Annotated in this window: 11 protein-coding genes; 1 reads left to right on the top strand and 10 read right to left on the bottom strand. The window is 36.2% G+C overall.

What is annotated here, in order from left to right; genetic code table 11:
- Positions 1 to 522: 522 nt before the first annotated feature.
- Together AC4MRQ_RS12610 and AC4MRQ_RS12605 are read right to left on the bottom strand one after the other, a co-directional pair.
- Entirely contained in the window at positions 523 to 1,539 is a 1,017-nt protein-coding gene (locus AC4MRQ_RS12610) for a glycoside hydrolase family 88/105 protein (RefSeq protein ID WP_491198037.1), read from the bottom strand.
- A gap of 136 nt (positions 1,540 to 1,675) precedes the next feature.
- The gene (locus AC4MRQ_RS12605; RefSeq protein WP_491198036.1) at positions 1,676 to 2,983 is read right to left on the bottom strand and encodes a BNR-4 repeat-containing protein; all 1,308 of its coding nucleotides are present in this window, start codon (positions 2,981 to 2,983) and stop codon (positions 1,676 to 1,678) included.
- 148 nt (positions 2,984 to 3,131) lie between these two features.
- On the opposite strand from AC4MRQ_RS12605, the gene AC4MRQ_RS12600 reads away from it, so the two are divergent.
- Positions 3,132 to 4,265 (top strand): hypothetical protein, encoded by a 1,134-nt coding sequence (locus tag AC4MRQ_RS12600; RefSeq protein ID WP_491198035.1) that lies wholly within the window; start codon positions 3,132 to 3,134, stop codon positions 4,263 to 4,265.
- 283 nt (positions 4,266 to 4,548) lie between these two features.
- On the opposite strand, the gene AC4MRQ_RS12595 is transcribed toward AC4MRQ_RS12600, so the two are convergent.
- From AC4MRQ_RS12595 to AC4MRQ_RS12560, 8 genes are all read right to left on the bottom strand, one after another.
- On the bottom strand, positions 4,549 to 5,847 hold the full coding sequence (locus AC4MRQ_RS12595) for a TlpA family protein disulfide reductase (RefSeq protein ID WP_491198034.1): 1,299 nt from the start codon (positions 5,845 to 5,847) through the stop codon (positions 4,549 to 4,551).
- 116 nt (positions 5,848 to 5,963) lie between these two features.
- A complete protein-coding gene (locus AC4MRQ_RS12590) occupies positions 5,964 to 7,376 on the bottom strand; it encodes a TlpA family protein disulfide reductase (protein WP_491198033.1) in 1,413 nt (470 codons plus the stop codon).
- A gap of 237 nt (positions 7,377 to 7,613) precedes the next feature.
- Positions 7,614 to 8,924 (bottom strand): RagB/SusD family nutrient uptake outer membrane protein, encoded by a 1,311-nt coding sequence (locus tag AC4MRQ_RS12585; RefSeq protein ID WP_491198032.1) that lies wholly within the window; start codon positions 8,922 to 8,924, stop codon positions 7,614 to 7,616.
- 11 nt (positions 8,925 to 8,935) lie between these two features.
- Complete coding sequence (locus AC4MRQ_RS12580) at positions 8,936 to 12,517, bottom strand: SusC/RagA family TonB-linked outer membrane protein (RefSeq protein ID WP_491198031.1); 3,582 nt, start codon at positions 12,515 to 12,517, stop codon at positions 8,936 to 8,938.
- A 108-nt stretch (positions 12,518 to 12,625) separates the two neighbouring features.
- Complete coding sequence (locus AC4MRQ_RS12575) at positions 12,626 to 13,780, bottom strand: FecR family protein (protein WP_491198030.1); 1,155 nt, start codon at positions 13,778 to 13,780, stop codon at positions 12,626 to 12,628.
- 307 nt (positions 13,781 to 14,087) lie between these two features.
- The gene (locus tag AC4MRQ_RS12570; protein ID WP_491198029.1) at positions 14,088 to 14,648 is read right to left on the bottom strand and encodes an RNA polymerase sigma-70 factor; all 561 of its coding nucleotides are present in this window, start codon (positions 14,646 to 14,648) and stop codon (positions 14,088 to 14,090) included.
- Between the two features lie 640 nt (positions 14,649 to 15,288).
- Complete coding sequence (locus AC4MRQ_RS12565; protein WP_491198028.1) at positions 15,289 to 16,503, bottom strand: thioredoxin fold domain-containing protein; 1,215 nt, start codon at positions 16,501 to 16,503, stop codon at positions 15,289 to 15,291.
- Positions 16,504 to 16,588: 85 nt separating this feature from the next.
- Positions 16,589 to 17,329, bottom strand: a 741-nt coding sequence (locus tag AC4MRQ_RS12560; RefSeq protein ID WP_491198027.1) for a hypothetical protein, incomplete at its 5' end; no start/stop codon positions are given.

Below are 17,329 nucleotides of genomic sequence, written 5' to 3'. Positions count from 1 at the left end.
TAATTGAAGCATATTCTTAATCACTTAAAATAGCTCATTTATAAAATATTAGTCTGTAATTCCTGATTATAACCCGCCATATGCATTAGAATTGAAAATCAGCGAAGCTAAATTCTATTACCATCGAAACTACTTCAAAACAAAGCTCTTCATTCATTTGCTTCAATTCACCGTAGCGGTGCTACGACTCATTTCAGTAAATGCTTGTTTCATTGTGTTTTCAATGCTTACTACGATGTTCCAATGCATAATCCGGGTTATAACGGCTCAGGTCAACCAGGCCTGTGTATTAACCTATACCGATATAAAGCTCTGAAAGAATGATATGTTTGATGCAGAATAGCATTCTTCATATCACAGAATCTTATTATATCAGATTTCCCTTTTTTATCCAAATATTATCCTACTACAGATATAAGAACTAAATCTTAATTGATGTAATAAATAAAATAAGAGACCATCTTTTAAAGACAGTCTCTTCGTTCTATTTCATAACGCAGTACAAGTAAATATTTCTCAAATCTATCGTTTATACATTTTATACACTTCAGAACCAGCTGCGAGAAACGCACCTGTGCCATACACTTCCGTTCTTTCAGGCCATGCTTTGCCCGGAGCTGCCCCAATAGGCTGCACATACCCAAGATAGCCTTCTTTGGCAATATGACTGCATAATGCATTCCATGCTCTTTTAACATGAGGTTCGTAAGTAGTCCGGTCGAGTATACCTTGATTAATGCCCCAGGCTAGTCCAAAGGTGAAGAACGAAGTCCCGCTCGTTTCAGGTGTCGGATAATCTTCGGCTCCCAAAAGGCTCATGGCCCAATGGCCTTCTTCCGTTTGTATGCTGATTAATTTAGCTGCCATCTTCTTATAGATGTCCAAGAAATAGGCATATTCTTTACTTCCTTTATCATATTCATCCATAATAATGGCCAGGCCTCCAAATACCCATCCGTTACCTCTCGACCAGAATATTTTATGTCCATTGTCAAGTTTGCCAATGTATGAATTATCCCGGTAATAGAGATTCTCTTCCAAGTCGTACAAGTGCTCCGTAGTCGCTTCATATTCCTTCATCATAAATTCGGTATACTTGTCGTCACCGGTTATATTGGTTAGCTTAGCCAATACCGGAGGTGCCATAAAAAGTGCATCACACCATGTCCAGCGTTCAATATGCTTGTAGTTGTCAAGAGTAATTGGTTGTTTACTTGGGTTATCAATAATGTAATTCATTCTCTCAATCGATGGTGCAATCATGGTTGAATCACCATACTTTCTAAACAGCTCAATATACATCTGTCCAACCGCATGATCATCGGCATGGTAAGGACGTTTGTGAAGTTTCCATTGTTGCACATTAGCTACACTTTTCAGCCATTCATAGTATTTATCGCTTTTGGACATATGTGCCCATTTAACCATGCCCACATATAAGGCAGCATTAGTCCAGTCAGCGATATGGTGAGGTCTTTTTCCTTTTAATGTAAAGGTATCCCTGAAGTGCTCAATCTGCCAGTCGGCTACTGTTTGCATGGTTCTATAAACCTTTTTAGGTTTGATTTTTTGACTGTTACCAGGCAGTGATACTAGCAAAGTGAAGCCAATTAATATTGTCGTAATCTTTTTCTTATGTCTAAAATTTGTTTTCAATTGCCACATGCTTGTGATTTTAATTATCTATAAAGTAGTTAATTGCTGTTTTATAATTTGTGTAATGAATGTATTTTTCATTTTTCATCCAAAGAAGTACTGGAATATCTCCAGGCTGCATATTGCGCGGAAATACCGGCCTTACATTATCGTATTTTGAATTTCGGGTGATGGCAGTTATCTCCCATGTTTTACCATTATCTTTTGTAAGCCGTTTTTCAATCTCAAAAACTCCGTTTATTTCCCTCGAAAGGTAAATAGCATTGGTTTTAAGCGGATGTATTGTCATGCCGGCAGAGTAGTGCGGCTCACGTTCATGTTTTCCTTCTTGTGTTTGAGGGAACCATTTGCCTGAGTGACAAATTTTGTAGTCCGTCCATCGTTTACCATCATATCTGGTATAGTGGTAGATATGGTCTTGTTCGGTTGGATACCTGGCATACAATATTACTGGCTGGCCTTCTTTATCGGCAGCAATATCGTACACCCATGCCCGTCCCAATTCTTCTGCTGCCTTGTATACAATTGTAGCGTCTTTAGGCTCGAAGGGAATCTCGGTCAGGTCACAGATTTTGGTACCATCGACTTTCCAGAAAGCACCCTTCTCATAGCAGGCATAATAAACTGAATTGACAGGTTCGTTGCGCGGATGACCATCTGTAAAAACGATATGTATTTTCGACTTTCCATCAGAATAATACCTGACATATGGTCTGTTCCCGGCCTTGAACGGATAGTTGGTGATAAACACTTTGGCATCTTCAAACGAACGGCCAAAGTCATTACCCCACATCATATTGGGCTTAAAACCTGTCCAGCGGCCAAATATAAACAGCCTGTTATTTTCTTCTGTAAGCTGAATGGGATTGGCGTAGGTCACACCCTTACGCGGATAAAGCTTAAGCATCGCCTCATTATTGACATTTACACCTTGCATTGGTCCAAATCGTTTGTCTTCAGGGTTCATATGATGGATGCGCACCACGTTGTCCGAGTGCTTGGTATAACTCATTAATATTTCACCATTGTTAAGCTCAGTAAATGATGGATTGTCATGGTCATCTATTTCAAGTTGTGGGCTGACATTTTGGAAATTTTTTTCTTCTGTCTTTAAATTAAGTATTGCTGTCTCAATAGAGCCATCGCTGGTAACCCATCCGGTTATGATTTCATCAGCATTGTTATGCATATATATGGCTGAAGGTCCCGAAAACCAACACCATGCTCCATCGTTACTTAGCGTTTTTACTTGCGAAAATAGAGTGTGGCCCTGTCCGGCTATCAATAATAAGATTAAGAGTTTTATTAATGTAGAGAAGTAATGCATAAGACTTGCTTAAGTTATTTTGTTGAATATCGCTCTTTCCGGTTTATTATTTGGTTATATTAGCCATTAAACGGTTCGTGTAACGGTTAAATATTCATTATACACAGCCAGAGTCACTGTAATAAAGAGATTTAGAATTATAGTATAAATGATTGGCGAAAAAGAGTTAAAGGCAGAACTGGAAAAAATCATCCTGTCAAATTCAATGAAAAAATCCCCTGCCAGTGTTACATTGTTAAAATTTCTGGTGCAATGCACAATCGATAATGTTGATGTCAAGGAGTCAGTTATTGGTCTTCATCTGGTGGGTAATAAATACAACAGTGAAAAAAGCAATGCCCGTATCAGGGTTAGTGTTTATCATCTGCGAAAAAAGCTGGAGCAATATTATAAAGAAGAAGGTGCCGGGGCTCCATGGCGGCTTCATATAGAAAAAGGACAATATGGTGTATCTGTTGTTTACACGTCAAAGGAAACACTTAAACCAATAGTTGGTGTATCAGGCTATAAAAACTTATTAATAATTAGTCTTTTAATGGTATTGGGTGTTGTGGTATTTAAACCCTATTTAAATCGGGTACCACGGTTATGGAAAGGCTTTTTTAATAACTCAAAAAACACCACTCTCTATGTAGGCGATGCCTTTGGTTATTCGGCTGTTACAACAACAGGACATTGGGGCTGGCAACGTGATTATTCTATTAACTCCTTAAAGGAACTTTATCAATTGCTTGATACAACCGAAATCGATAAAAGTAAAATCAAACCGGCCAGTTATGCTTACATCACCATGATGGGCGTTGATGCAGCCGTTCATTTTACCCGTTATTTCAGTCAGTATAACCAAACCTTTGGGGTACGTAAGGCTTCTGATGCAACTGTAAGCGATATAAAAGATGAAAATGTGATTTATGCGGGACCAATAAAAACCAATAACCTGTTTATTCAATTATTTGTTGCCGATAACCAATCGTTCAGTTACAAGAACAATACCTTGTATTATAATCGGGACAAGCATGTAGAATTTATATCAGATGCCCAAACCCGGGAATATGCCGTTGTTTCACGCTCTAAAAGAACTGCCGATACCGAACAGTGGTTTTTCTTTTCCGATCATGATATTGGAGTTAAGGCGGTGGTAGAGTATTTTACCAATAATGATTCGGTGCAGCATTTCACTGATCAGCACCTTAATGGCAAGGAATGTTTTACCGCTATTTTTAATGTTAAAGGAATAGACAGGGAAAATATGGGGATGGAGTTACTTCTTGTGGATCAGTAATCAAGCGGTAAATCTATACTGTTTTGTTAAGCCCGCTCTGCGTAAACTTTAACAAACTTTCTGTTTTCGGTCTCTTTTTCAGTAAATTATCAATATTATTAAACCTTACTTCATTATCAGTTAAAATTAAAAGTGACATTGATCAACTATTACATCAATAAACACCTTTATGCAAGCCGCCTTCATTAAGTAAGAAGGCGACTTTAGGAATCTTTTGTACAAGGACAATAAGTCAACATTTTTATTTTCTAAAAAACGAATTGGCATAACCAACAGGTAAGTATTAATTTACTCCCGCTTTCTCCAGCATTTGATAAAATTCTTTTTTTGCCTGTGGTCGTGGCGCATTAGCATTGACAATTTTGCCTTCAGTATCCAGCAATACAAACCTTGGAATACCTTCAACCTGCAGAAATTTCATAAAGTCAGTGCCATATGACATAATCAACTGCTCTCCATGACAATGGTGTTCTTCCATTGACATTCTCCAAGCCTGCTCATTCTTGTCGCCACTAATAGAGACGAAAGCAATGTTTCTATTAGCTTCCTTACACTCATTTTCCCTGGCCTGAACAAATGGAATCTGCGCTTTACATGGGCCACACCACGAAGCCCATAAATCAATATAAATGAATTTTCCTCTATAATCATGTAGGTACACGTCTTTATTTTCTCGGTTTTTGAATTTATAATTGGGCACTTGTGTTCCCGGTGCAACTCGTAAAGCGGTTTCGTAATACTCTTGTATTTTTTCTTTTGTTTCAACATCACTCACCGTATTTATAATCTTGTTATGGTGCTTCTTTAAAGAAGCCATATCTTCTTTGATATAGTACCATTTTGCATATAATGTAAGCACCTTTTCCATGGCATATGGATTACTAACATCCTTAAATATGCCATTATAGATATCACTTGAATTCTCCCCCCAAAGTTTAATAGCATGATATTGCCAATCACTTCTTTGATATAAATAGGTATCATTACAATCGAATTTTTGGCTACACTCTTGCCTTACTGTCTTCGAATACTCATCAACACCTACTTGCAATGACATGAGCATTGCATAGAAATTCTGCTCAATGTATTTCTTTTCTTTTTTGTATAGTTCGGGAGATATTTTGCTCTTGATAATTCTAAGCCTGGCTAAATCATCCTCTTTATGCTTAAAAAAAGCTTTCTCATAAGCCTTAAAATCCTGACTTTTATTTTTATATAATTGACTTAACTCTGCCGGATATCCTCCTTCATTTAAATAGGTAATAAACTCAGCATTACTTCCATTAATTTTTTTGCTTTCAGGATGCTTACAATCTCCGTAGATTTCGACCACATCACCATTTTGGGCATAAACTTCACACCTAAAGTACCCCGATCGGAAGCGGAAAAATGGGCTACTCAATTTCAGTGTGTCACAAAAGTTGCCTTCAGCATCAAATTTGACATCTTTTATTAATTGATAGTCCTGAGAATAACTCCCTTTTTCGTGATTCTCAATTTTACCTTTTACAATGATATAATCTGGGTGTTTGTGCTGTCCGAACAACCCCAATAATAATGTGAATAATAGAAATGTTTTCATATTTATATTTAAAAATGCATATATAATGCAGTGCTTAATTTGTAATCTTATACAATTCAGTTCTAAGTAAATTACCAGAAGGAAATATCTTTATATCACCGTTTAATTAGAAACAACTATAAGTCTTCCTGTGAATCAAATAATTTAGAAATCTGCTCTATCTCCTGAGGTCGTGGTGCGTCTGCTACAATTAGCTTTCCTTCCCTGTCAACAAAAGTAAACCTTGGGATACCATTTATCCCCAGAAAGTTAGAAAGCTCCTTATCTGTGCCGGAATTTAGTTGAACACCATGCATATGATGATCATCCAAATACTTTTTCCATGTTTTCAAATTCCTATCCTGCGAAATAGTAACAAATACAATATTTCTATTTTTATACTTCTCTTCCAGCTTTTTTAAATAAGGAATTTGAGCCTTACAAGGTCCACACCATGTTGCCCAAAAGTCAATGTAAACATATTTTCCTCTGAAATCACTTAACTGAACAATATTTCCATTTCTATCCCGATAAGCAAAATTAGGAAGTTCAGCTCCTTCTCCTGATTTTAAGGCAGTTTCATAAGCTTCGTCTATTTCCTGTAAGGTCTTTTCATCAGTAACTCTGGACTTTATCTTATTGTAAAAATCTGTCGCATCATTCTTACTCATTTGTGCAAATCGATAAGTCAACTGTAAATAAATCCTATTTCTGTAACTATCTTTATATAACAAGTTATCAATGTTATCAAACATAGCTTCATCATCAGTGAAATTATATGTTGCAGTGATTGATATGTGTTCTGCATACGACATCGATCTGGCATATAATTTATCATTACAATAATCAAAATCATTACGATAGTCGTAATAATCTTCAGGCATAATGGCTTTATCTTTTAAGAAATGTGAAATGCGCCCATCGAAGAAATCGAGAGCTGCTACATAGGCACTTTCTAAAGTTGCTTTTTGATAATAAACAAAATCATCATGGAAGTTTTGTTCTGCATTTGCTTTTTTAAACCCATCCTGCAACTCTTGATAATAATTAGTTAATAGCTCTTTATATTTACCGCCATCCTTTACTTTGTCCTCTTTTATTAGTTTTGAGAGACTATATTCCTGAAGCTTCCAACCATCATTAATCTTATTCAGATAGGTATTTTCTTTCACATTGTCACCTGTGATTTTAGTACCTTTCCAAAATCCATTATATGAAGTATAATCACTTACTTTTAAACTATCAATCTCAATATTAAGTGTACTTCCCGGCGTAAGGAATACCTGACAGGCTATTGGTTTTAAAAAAATTGTAGCAAATTCACCATATGCCATGTCAACTGTCAGTTCAAAAGCATTAACTCCAACCTTTTTCATTGCATCAGAACTTCTTTCCTTCTTGGGATAATACATTACATGCTCTTTTTCACTAAAATTCTTTAATGTCACTTTAAGTGTAGCACTACTGTTTTGTATATCCTCTTTTTTACTTTGTATCTGGCAACTTGCAAGTATCCCAAGATACAATAATCCTAAAATCAGTTTTTTCATGTGCTTAATTTATCTTCCATTTACCATATGGAACTTGCCAGATAACAATCATACTCCTATATGTGAATCAATTATCATGGCTCGTTTCATCTTTATTAATCTATCCTTATTTTTAAATCTTTGCCACAGTTATCTCTGTATCTAATGGAAATCAGCATGCCCTTGTGAACATCTAAGCATACTAATTTCCATAGCGTTATATGAACAATTCTTTAAATAAGTTGGTAACCTTAACGTCTACTTGTTTGGCTTGATTTGATCAGATAACTCAAACACCTCAGCAGGTATCTCCAGATAGTACTTATCACTACCTGGTTCAAGCGTATAAGTTTCCGGCAAAACTTCCCAATTACGTGTAAATGTCGGGACGTCCCTTCCTTCAGCATAGTATCTCTTTAAGTCCCACAAGTTATTGACAGAGAAGGCCAATTCCCTTACTCTCTCTTCCTTGATCCATGAAAGGGCTACGTCTTTATCTGTGGTTTCCAGTTTTGTATATGAATCAGCATTAACACGTGTAGATCTCAAGGTATGCAAATCATCACAGGCTTTTTCAACTTCATTCATTTTCGCATAACACTCTGCTCGTATAAGAAGTATATCTGCAACGCTAACCAGGCTGTTAGGTGATACCTGTTGCACATCATTTCTGGAATAAGAACCATCTGCATTTTCTACGCCAGCATAAAATGTCCACCTGAAATCATTTGCTTTATCAAACAATTCTGCAATGTCAGCACTAAATCTCCAATCTATAAAATTAACAGCCGGTTTGGGGGTTTTAAACCATATGTTTTCCTCATTAGAATAGTAACGAACCGGCACTTCCCCTGCTTCCAGATCGTTATAATTATACAATTTACTATGGTTATTCAAACAGGCATTGGCATAAGTAAAAGCTGCCTCATGATCATTCATAAATAGATAAACTTTCGCAAATAAACCATCAATGCCTAAGTTACTGGCACGGGAGCAATTGTATATACGTTCATTGTCCTGATTATAGATTGTTTTAGCCTCGGTTAAATCTTCTATTATTTGTGTGTAAAACTCTTTAATCGTGCCATTAGGAATATCCTCTTCAATATTGGTATTTAGCTTAATTGGAGTTGCAATATCCTTATCTGCTGTGACACTATAATGGTGTCCATAATTATTGGCAAGCAAAAACAAAGTTGCAGCCCTATCTGCTAATGCATCCCTTTTAACTACTTTTCTAAGCTCATCACTTCCACTGACAGATTCAGCTACATCAATATTCTCAAGAATAAAATTGCACGTATACAGATTTGAATAAAACTGATTATAGGCAGCATCTATTGCACTTGACAGGTTTGTTCCCCAAAGCGCAGATTCTTTGCTCGCATCAATCATTAAATAAGGATCTTTTAAGGCAATATCTGCACCTGTAGTAACGCCCAGATCATTCAGCATCAGATCAAAATCTTCAACTGTTTGTGGTACTAGTTTACCTTTAGGCTTAACATCCAGAAAGCTGTCGCAACCAACCAGTGAAATAGTTATTAATAGATATAATATTGTTTTCATTTTTGACATTTTTAGAAATTAACCTTTAATCCGGCAACAAAAGTTATCGGGTTCTCAAACATTTTCTGTACTCCAAAATACTGACTCCTGATCATAGTTACACTTTCCGGGTCCCAGCCTTTATCATTAGCTACCCATTGTGCCACATTCTTAACCTGAAACCTTAAAGTGGCATTTTGAATTCTGATCCATTTTAAATATTTCTCAGGTACATTGTAGTTTAAGTTAACATCTGAAAGTTTAATCCAGGCTGCATTGTAAACATTTTGATCCGTTAATGGATAAGCGATACCATTATAGAATGCATGTGGAGAATAAGGTGAAGTAATCGGCAAATATTGTGTCGTATTGTCTTTTGTAGAATTTACGAAATCTTTGACCATAGCTGTGTTAGAATAAAGATAAGACAGTCCGTAAGTAGTCCACGGACCATAGAATTTATGTCCAAACTTATAATTCATGATAAAGCCTAATGACCAGTTTTTATAGGTAAAAGTGTTTGCTAATGAACCAAAATAAGGTGCAACAAGTGTACCTTCATACTTTACAACTCCTTCAGGATCACCATTAGCTGCCTGAGCGTAACCAATCTTCTCATCATCTTTTCCATAAAGCAATACCTGACCGTCTTCATCAACTCCTGCATATCTATAAACATACATTCGACCAACAGGTTTTCCTTCTATTAATTGCCCGGGGCTATAGCTTATATAATCCATATACACTTGTTGTACATGTGATCTTGCTGTATTTGTATTACCCTCAATTTTCGTTATTTTATTATCATTATAACTCAAATTAAAATCAACATCCCAGGCAAATGAACGTGACTTGAGTGGTGTACCAGATATAGCCACTTCAAAACCTTTATTTTCCATTTCAGCAAAATTGAGAAAATGCACATCCCATCCTGAAGTTGGATTCAATTTCTTTTGTCCGATCATATCCTTTGACACACGTTTGTAAACATCAAAAGAACCTCTGATACGATTTTTTAAGAATGCATAATCAATACCAATATTACTTGTATATACTTTCTCTGATCTTAAATCAGGATTTGCTGCATTTGATAACTGAATAGCCTGAATTGTATTGGGTCCATAAAAAGAATTATCAAGAACTGTTCCTGTTAAAGCAGCTGTATACCCACCACCAGGTCTGTTACCATTCACACCGTATGTTGCCCTGAAATTTAACCGGTTAACCTGATCGATGTGTTGCAACCAGTGATTTTTAATATTATAGTTAGCACCAAACGACCAAAGCACATTATTTCGTGCCTTATTAGTAAAACCAAAATTATTCGCCTGATCTAATCTAAAACTTGCTGTCAGATTAAATAGATCATCATATGAGTACGAAGCGTTGGTATAATAAGATACTTCTCTGTTTTCAGTTGGTTCATAATATGTCTCCGGTTTACGGACATAAACCCTCTTACCATCTCTACCAGAATATTCATAGTTTTCCCAACCATAAACATCAAAAGTCTTACCCTTATCTGTTACAGGATCGTAACCATATAACCAGGATGATGTATAATTGGTGGTAAACCTGCGTATTTCATTACCAATGATACCGTTTAACCTATGCTTAGATGATAATTCTTTGTTAAGGTTCAATTGATTACGGACCGTCCAGGCATTAGCATATGAATCAATATAATTCATTTTACCTCCATATGGCAAGTTATTATACTTCCCATCATAATAGACATCGTTTAATGTTCTTCGCCAGTAATAATCGTCAGGAGATGTGTAATTCTGTGCTTCGTTACTTGACCTCTCCAATTGTAATGTTGACGAAATTGATGCCCATTTGGTAATCTTTATATTTAATGATGCATTAGCCCTTGTATTTAAATACTTGGTGGTATTATTCACAGCATTCATTTGATCTAAAGCATTATATGAATAATCTAAACCAAGATCTTCATACTGTGACTTATAGGTCAAATTTCCAGAGTAATTCTTGTATTTATTCCCGTTCTCATCATAAATTAACTCATAAGGTTGGTGCGATCTATAATAATAACTATCAATACCTCCTGTTTCTGATTGCTTATAAACAATATTTAATCCCAAATCAAGACTGACAAAATCATTAAATTTCAAACTGTTTTTAAGATTTAAATTCAAGCGGTCATCACTGTCAGATTTTATAAAACCTTTTGTTTTATTGTACGAGATAGTACCAATAAAACTGTTGTTGTCACTTGCTGATCGCAGGGCAATATTGAACTGATCGTTTTGATAATTGCGTGTTACATGTTCCTTAAACTGCTCATAACCATTTGCACTTTTCAACCTGGCAATTTCTGCCTGATATTGTTGATCTGTAATCTTTAATTCATCAGGCACTTCAGCATACCTTCTAAGATAGGCCGAAACAACCGGATCGTGAATAGAATATTCTCTGTTTATTCCATACATCATGTTCGTCATAACATCAGGAAAACTGTTAAGTATATCCAGTTCCAGATCCACTATCTCTTCGCTGTTCATTAAATTCAGATCTTCAAAATCGTATTTTTGAGAAATAGTTTTGTAATAGGATGCCTCAACCTGAATACCTTTTTGCTTCTTTGCTTTTTTGGTGGTAATCACAATAACACCATTCGCAGCTCTTGTTCCCCATATTGAAGCACTAGCTGCATCCTTTAAAACCGTGATATTTTCAATATCATCCGGATTCAAATCATCAAGTTCAATTTCAGTGGGGAAATTATCGACAACAATTAAGGGCTTTGTCTCTCCAAATAATGTACTGGAACCACGAATAATGATATTATTCTCTTTATCGATCTGTAGTCCGGGTATTGTACCTTCTAATTTATCAGAAAGAGAACTGGTAATTCGAACATCCAAATCTTCTTCATTCAATACAGCAAAAGCACCCGAAACGCGTTCTTTCGATAAGGTCTGATATCCTGTTACCACTACTTCACCAAGACCTTCAACAGACTCAATCAAAGTTACATTAAACTGTCTTTGCCCTCCAATTATTACTTCATATGTCTCAAACCCCAAACTGGAAATAGAAAGTGTGGCCCCAGGGTTTTCATCTGTTTCAAGGCTAAAATATCCATTCATATCGGTTACTGTGCCAATGGTTGTGCCTTTAATCATAATTGCCACACCAGGTAAGCCTATCCCTGTTTCATCAAGTACAGTACCCAAAAGGGTCATTTTCTTTTGAGACTGTTGGATTTCTTGATTAATTGCTGCTTTCGGTATTGCCCTTTTTATAACGATATAGTCATCTATCAATTCAAAGGTTAAACCCTTTTCTTCCAATAAGGCCTGATATAATTCTGAGACATCCTGCTCAGTATCTCCTATATTTATCACCTCACGTTTATTCACCTGCTGATTACTATAAATCGTAATCAGTCCTGTTTGCTTTTCTATTTCTTTAAAAAGCTCTTTATAAGTCAACTGATTTTTTTCGAACACCACTTTTTGTGCCAGGCTATTGGCCGACACCTGAAGTAGCATTCCAAATAAAAGAATAACACTAAACCTCATAATTAGTAGCGTTCTACGCGATAGTTTTTGCCATAAACTACCACGCCACATTCGTGTAATTTTCATAGTTTTGTATTTACAAGTTAATACTTACCGGCTGGTGCTGCTATACATGGCCGGTATTGTTTGAACTGATGGCGAAGGGTGCTGCTACATCCTTCGCTTTTTTATAGATTAATATTTCCCTTTTACCAATACATTATTACCTTCTAATGTGATTTCCGCTTCAGCCGATTTTTCAATCAGACTCATAAACAGGCTAAAGTCCGTAGAGCGTTTCATGGCACCACTAATCGTTCGTTCTTTCACCTCCTCATTAGTGAAGAAGAAGTCCACATTGTACCAACGTGATAACTTTATGGCCACATCCTTCAAAGTCATTTCATCAAAACGGAATATACCATTTTTCCAATCGGTATACAGTTCTGTATCTACCTCTCTTAGAACGACATCCTTTTCTCCTTTCTTAATCTGAGCTTGTTGTCCCGGCTTTACTATCATTTCATTGTTGTCATAAAGCACTGCTATGCTTCCTTCAACAAGTGTTGTCTCAATAACCTTATCCTCTTCGTAAGCCATCACATTAAATTGTGTTCCATATACTTTCACGTCAGAGGTTGCTGTTTTTACAATAAAAGGTACCTTTTCATTGGTGGTTACGTCAAAATAAGCTTCACCGGTCAGGAATACCTCTCGTGATTCACCTGTAAAGTTTACCGGATAGGTTAACGAACTTTCGGAGTTTAACCAGACTTTTGTGCCTTCAGCCAACACTAACTGATATTCACCTCCGCGCGGAATAGAAATGGTATTAAACTCTTGCTTGGCAACATTATTAGCATTATAGGTTAAAACATCCAACGAATCAGTACCAATCACCTGCCCCTTGTTATCCTTGATCAAGGCTCCACTGGCTGCATCCAACTCAACGAACTCACCATTGGCAAGTTTAAGCATCGCTCTCGATGAACCAGGTTGCACCTGATGAGCTACCTCAATACTTTGCTCTTCCTTATTGGAAAAATAGATAACTCCTACGCCAATCATCAGTGGTAAAAGAACGGCTGCCGCATATTGTAACCACTTGCGCATATTAACATCTGGTTTGGCTTCTATTCGATTCTGCAATCGAGCCCATTGCTGTTCTAAATGTTTATTGGATATATTATACTCCTGTTCCTTACTATTCTTTAGATGTTTATATAGTTTTTGGTGCCTGATATCTTTTTTTAGCCATCTCTGAAGTTCACTTTGCTCTTCATCTGTAGCTATACCATTCAGGTTACGCCAAATTATTAAGTATTCAATATCAATCGTCTTCTTTGCCATGGTAATATGTGCTTTCTAACTATACGACGTGTATGGTGAAATTATTGGTGACAGGAATTTTGATTTTTTTCTGAGATGGGGTTGGAATTTGGGGTTCTGAGTTTAAAAGTTTAGGATTTAGAGTTTAGTGTCAAAGCTTAGGCTTCAAGAGTTTAGTTTCTGGTTATAACAACAAGTCAGCAAACCACCAAATTCTTAAATAAACTTGTAAACTTTCAACTTGACAAATTAATGATTCTCCACTTCGACATCAACACAATGAAAAGCACCATGCACATTCATCTCACATACGTAGATCATGGTATCTTCACACTCCTAATAAAAACAACACCTTAATTCCCTGGTTTAATAACTCCATTCGAATTTTCTTTTTGGCGCGTTTCAACTGTGTATTCACTGTATTGGTGCTTACATTCAAATCTTCAGCTATTTCAGCAGCGGTTAATCCATTCAGGTATTTTTGTTCGAAGATGTGACGCATATTATCCGGAAGTTCGGACAATATCTTTTTTATCTTTCCGGCCAGTTCACTATGAACAAGTACTTCTCCCGAACTTTCGAAATATGCTTCAATTAAAAATACCTCGTGCTTGTCGCGAACATTGAGATGTCTTAAGTACCCCAGGCATTTGTTTTTTATAGCAGTATAGAGGTAGGATTTCAGAGATGCAATTTCCAGATTGTTTCGTTTTTCCCATAAAGTGGCAAATACATCCTGAATTAAATCCTCACAAATATCTTCTTCATAAATGTATCGATGTGCAAACTTTGCCAGTAATGGATAATATTGATTAAAAACTGCCTGAAAAACATCTTTGTTTCCCTTGCGGAGTTCACTAAGAATTATTTTATCATTGATATTATCCATTTGAACTTTTACGGAGGCTAATGCGCGTCTAAATTAGAAATAAAAAAATAAAGCTTCCAAATATTAACTTTCAAGCCATTACATGTATTAATGCTTTAGCTTAATTTTAATTCGTTATGGCTCCAATCTTTGAATCAATTCAAATAGTTGCAGGTTAAGATAATTTCGAAGAAAGTATTAGTAACAATTTATTTACCAGAGTTACCTGTAACAAAGAGATTCCAGGAGACTTTGTCTTACCAGACGGGTTTTCCTTTTTTGTTCATAGGTGCTTATTTAAATTGTAATCACGATTTCCGCTTTGCTCCAATTCATTACCAAAAAAGGAAATAAAAAAGGCTAGTCTCATTGATGCTTCCACGCACTCTGATAAATAATAAGCATCACTATCAAAGTAGGGCAAGCCCCATTGATGCTCTGCTAAATTATTTATGATTCACCCCTCCACAGGCTCGCCAATGAGACTGGCTACCGCACTATAAAGGACATCTGGAATTAGATTGTCCTTCGTTATTTTTTTGTGTACAAGAATATCAATTAACCCCTATTTGACTCTTGAAAGTTAAAAGCAAAAAATGGGTAACCGAACAAACGATTACCCACTTTGAAATATTAATACTACTCTAATTAATATTGCCTTTTACATCGCCTCTATATCCTTCTTCAACTGTTCAACACGCTGATCATTATTCCCACCTTTTTCGGCATTTTTAGTAATAAAGGTATTTACATTTAAAAGTGCCTTTTCCTTATTTTCTGTTGCTTTATATAGGCAAGCCAAGCAATAATAGCCAGCCAGGTTTTCAGCATCTTCTTTTAATAACCCCTCAACCATATCAATGGCTTTGAGGTACAATCCTGCTTCGGCAAACTGAGGGTCCAAACTAATTTGGTATGCTGTTTGAATCAACATTCCTTCAGCCATACGCTTGTCTGTCTTTTTCGCCTCTTCTGCTTGCTTTATACTAATATCAAACCATTGTTCGTATTGCTTGTGCGACAAATAATAAGTGCTGATAAATTGTCCTTCCATCATTGTAAACTGCGATGTATCAAAGTCTTTCTTTACCTCCTCAATCGCAGCCTTCAATTCATCAATAGAACTGCTCTCTTCAGCCTTTTTCATCAGGTAACTATTAACACACTGTCCCATTACTCCATCAAAGTTTTCCTGACCAATGCCTTCTGCAGCTATAAATTTATCTTTATTAGCAATAATGTACTGATAAGTTTCACTGCCATACTCCAATGCATTGGAATAACCCAACACTGTAAATGCATCCACGTTGATTAAGTCCTCTTTTTTAGTGTTGGCTATAAATTCTTTACCAATGGGTAACATTTTCTCTTTTTCATAAGCTGCATACAAAGCCTGAATATATTCTGACAAGAACTTCACATCTCTGTTACCATCATTGTATTTTTTATGCATGGTACCAATCTGTTTCGATGGATCAGCAGCAATACCGGCGTGTTCAATTAATCCGGCGACATCGGTACCGCCCACAACTTTATGTAATACCTTACCTTCAGCATCCATAAATAAAAGTGTTGGAAAGGCCTTGATTCCATACGTTTTAGCCAGTGCAGGTCCTTCTCCTTTTTCCATATCTATTTTCAGGTTGACAAATTGCTTATTAAACACATCGCCCACTTCTTTTTGGGGAAATACATTTTTGGCTAGCATTTTACATGGTCCGCACCAGGTGGTGTAACAGTCCATAAAAACCAGTTTATTTTGGGCTTTTGCCTTAGCTAATGCCTCAGTAAATGTGCCATGTTCAAACTCGATTCCTTGTGCCATTAGATTGGCTGTGATAATCAATGCCGTAAAGGCTAATAATAGTTTCTTCATAATTTTTTATTTAGTATTGAGATACAAGTCTTAAGTATCAGGAAAAATTAATTGCTCGTTATCTTTTGTTCTGACTTATTGTTTTTTACAACAGCCCTAGTTCTGTCATTTCCTTTTTAAATCTTTCAATCATCATTTGACCTCTTTCTCCTTGTGACTTAAACATTTCAAAAGCTTCACTGTAATATTCTTTTGCTTTATCAGGATTACCCAGCTTTGCCATCAGCTTACCAAAATCGGTACATACGTATGCATTTTTGTATTTATCGTAAGCTATCTGATTGAATGGGATACATCTTTCCAGTTGTTCCTGTGTTGGAGCTTTCTTAGCTCCTAACAATCTGCGGGCAGGCATTAAATACTCAATAGCTCCAAGTTGACCCTTCTTGTAAGAAATAAACTCTTCATACTTATCAATGTAAGTGTCATAATCATTTTGAGAAAGCGCATACTCTGAATCACCCATGGCGGTTAAGAACTTTTTCGCAGGAATCTTGCTCTCATCATTAAAAGCATAAGCTCTTTTTAAGCAACCATTAATGTCTTTCAAATACTCCTGATACTTTTCTTTATTAACTTCTCTGGCAGCATTCTGGATGCTGGTATAGTTTACGAACATTAAGAAAGTGGCAAACTCGTTTTCATCCAGCTTATTATTGAACTCATCGTAATTGTTAAGCATATACTTCACAATTTCATGCTCACGGGTTATCCCTTGATACTGGTACATTTGCTTTAGATAGGCAAAATATTCCGGGTTCAAAAACTTACGTGCATCGCCTGAAAAAAACCTGGCAGCTGCTTCGCTATACAAATTTTGATATTT

The sequence above is a fragment of the Carboxylicivirga sp. genome, assembly GCF_982718395.1.
This window is presented reverse-complemented; position numbering and strand designations above follow the sequence as displayed.

Bases quoted from the DNA above. Each gene is read 5' to 3' on its own strand.
- AC4MRQ_RS12600 (WP_491198035.1), top strand. From the start codon at position 3,132: ATGATTGGCGAAAAAGAGTTAAAGGCAGAACTGGAAAAAATCATCCTG.
- AC4MRQ_RS12610 (WP_491198037.1), bottom strand. From the start codon at position 1,539: ATGCAAACAGTAGCCGACTGGCAGATTGAGCACTTCAGGGATACCTTT.
- AC4MRQ_RS12570 (WP_491198029.1), bottom strand. From the start codon at position 14,648: ATGGATAATATCAATGATAAAATAATTCTTAGTGAACTCCGCAAGGGA.
- AC4MRQ_RS12580 (WP_491198031.1), bottom strand. From the start codon at position 12,517: ATGAAAATTACACGAATGTGGCGTGGTAGTTTATGGCAAAAACTATCG.
- AC4MRQ_RS12585 (WP_491198032.1), bottom strand. From the start codon at position 8,924: ATGAAAACAATATTATATCTATTAATAACTATTTCACTGGTTGGTTGC.
- AC4MRQ_RS12590 (WP_491198033.1), bottom strand. From the start codon at position 7,376: ATGAAAAAACTGATTTTAGGATTATTGTATCTTGGGATACTTGCAAGT.
- AC4MRQ_RS12595 (WP_491198034.1), bottom strand. From the start codon at position 5,847: ATGAAAACATTTCTATTATTCACATTATTATTGGGGTTGTTCGGACAG.
- AC4MRQ_RS12575 (WP_491198030.1), bottom strand. From the start codon at position 13,780: ATGGCAAAGAAGACGATTGATATTGAATACTTAATAATTTGGCGTAAC.
- AC4MRQ_RS12565 (WP_491198028.1), bottom strand. From the start codon at position 16,503: ATGAAGAAACTATTATTAGCCTTTACGGCATTGATTATCACAGCCAAT.
- AC4MRQ_RS12605 (WP_491198036.1), bottom strand. From the start codon at position 2,983: ATGCATTACTTCTCTACATTAATAAAACTCTTAATCTTATTATTGATA.